2 protein-coding genes are annotated in these 2,157 nt (G+C 68.9%); both read right to left on the reverse strand.

Going from position 1 to position 2,157, the window contains the following annotated elements:
• Window positions 1-65: 65 nt before the first annotated feature.
• On the reverse strand, window positions 66-866 hold the full coding sequence (gene istB / locus ACZ6QO_RS37805) for an IS21-like element helper ATPase IstB (RefSeq protein ID WP_465858333.1): 801 nt from the start codon (window positions 864-866) through the stop codon (window positions 66-68).
• A complete protein-coding gene (gene istA, locus ACZ6QO_RS37810) occupies window positions 866-2,086 on the reverse strand; it encodes an IS21 family transposase (protein ID WP_465858334.1) in 1,221 nt (406 codons plus the stop codon). The genes istB and istA overlap by 1 nt, the downstream gene beginning before the upstream one ends.
• Between the last annotated feature and the right edge of the window lie 71 nt (window positions 2,087-2,157).

The following is a 2,157-nucleotide window of genomic DNA, read 5'->3' on the forward strand; positions in this document are numbered from 1 at the left end:
TCTCGACGACGGCTGAATCCGGACCCCGTGGCGGCGGCTGAAATCTGACCCCTGCGTGTTGATTGTTACTGGTCGCTGCTGGTGTCTGCTGCTGGGACACGGCCCAGGTCGCGGTTCTTCAGTCGGTAGCTGTCGCCCTTCATGCTGATGACTTCGGCGTGGTGGACGAGCCGGTCGATCATGGCGGCGGCGACCACGTCGTCGCCGAACACCTCGCCCCAGCGTCCGAAGGGTTTGTTGCTGGTGACGATGAGGCTGGCCCGTTCGTAGCGGCTGGAGACCAGCTGGAAGAACAGGTTGGCGGCTTGGGGTTCGAAGGGGATATAGCCGACCTCGTCCACGATCAGCACCGGGATGCGCGACAGCTTGGTCAGTTCGGTTTGCAGGGTTCCGGTGGCGTGGGCGTCGGCCAGGCGGGCGACCCACCCGGCGGCGGTGGCGAAGGCGACGCGGTGCCCGGCTTGGCAGGCGCGGATGCCCAACCCGACCGACAGGTGGGTCTTGCCGGTGCCGGGCGGGCCGAGGAAGACCACGTTCTCGCGTGCGGTGACGAAGTCCAGCGTGCCCAGGTGAGCGATGACCTCGCGTTTGAGGGAGCGCTGGTGGTCGAAGTCGAAGTCCTCCAAGGCTTTGCGGGCGGGGAAACGCGCACTTCGGATCCGGGCCTCACCGCCGTGGGACTCCCGAGCGGCGACCTCGCGTTGCAGGCAGGCGGCCAGGAACTCCTCATGGCTCCACCCCTCGGTTCGGGCGCGCTCGGCCAGCCGGTCGATGGCCGCGCCCAGGGACGGGGCCTTGAGCACCCGGGTCAGGTAGGCCAGCTCCGAGCCGATGGCACGGCCGCTGGTGGTGGTGTCGCCGGCCATCACGCCACCCCCTCGACACCGCACAGCACGTCGTAGTCGCTGAGCGCTCGTACCTGCACTGGCGTCTCCGCCGGGCGCGGAGAGGGGGCGTGGGTGGCTCGCATGATTGCGGCGGCGTGCTGGTGGGCCGGGTCGGTGATGGTCTGGTGAGGTGCCCAGCACCGCCGGTGGCAGGCCACCTGCTGACCGGCGCAGGTCACGGTGACCTGGTCCAAGTCGGCGACCACCTCCACCATCCGGCCGATCGCTGAGGGGTGCACCGAGTAGTCACACGAGGCGATGCGCACGTAGTGATCGCGTCCCAGCCGGGTCGCCGAGCGCCAGCCGACGATCGGAGCGACCGGTGGCAACGCCAGCATCGCCTCCAAGTCGACCGGCAGCCGGTCGATGGGCCGGCAGGCGATCCGCCGATGATGGCGCCGGTTCGCCAGGGCCAGCCAGTCACCCAACTGGGCGTTGAAGTCGTGCGGCGAGGTGAACGACCTGCCCGGCAGGAAGGAGGTCTCCAGGTAGCCGTTGGCCCGCTCGACCAGTCCCTTGGCTTCGGGGTCACCGGGTTTGCACTGCAGGATCCGCACCCCCAGCGTCCCGCGGAACGCGGTGGCTTCCCGGCTCAGCTGCGGCCGTCCGCCCTTCCACTGGCCGATCGCCGATTCGTTGTCCCACACCAGTGTCTTGGGCACCCCACCCAGAGCCGACAGCAACGCCCAGTGCCCGGCGAACAGGTCCCCGGCGGTGCGCGAGGGCAGCATCCGGGCCATCAGCCACCGCGAGTAGCCGCTGACCATCACCAAAACCGGCGGGCTGGTCGCCTGTTGTCCCCCGATCGGCACCTTCACCGCCGGGAACCACAGATCACACTGGGCCAGCTCACCGGCCTGATAGGTCGTGCGGGACGCCGGGTCGACCGGCTTGAACGCCTGCCGCAGCACCCGCACCCGGTCCTTGAGCACCGTCAGCGAACGGCTCCAGCCGATCCGCTCAGCGATCACCGTCGCCGGCATGTCGGGGAACTCCGCCAGCAGCGCCCGTATCTGCGGCTCGACCGCGTCCACGATCGAGCCCTTGCCCGGCCGCTGGTACTTGGGTGGCGTATCGGCGGCCAGCGCGCGTTTCACGGTGTTCTTCGAGATGCCCATCCGCCGCGCGATCGCCTTGATCGGCATCTGCTCAGCTCGATGCAGCCGGCGGATCTCCGCCCAGTCCTCCACCTTGATCACCCTCCAGAGTTACTGAAGGGGGTCCATTTTCGGCTGTCGCCAGGGGGTCCACATTCGCGCGCCGTCGACAA

The sequence above is a fragment of the Sphaerisporangium sp. NPDC049457 genome, assembly GCF_055586705.1.

What these genes read in the sequence shown, in the direction of transcription:
- istB (WP_465858333.1), bottom strand. Translation starts at nt 866, where the DNA reads ATGGCCGGCGACACCACCACCAGCGGCCGTGCCATCGGCTCGGAGCTG.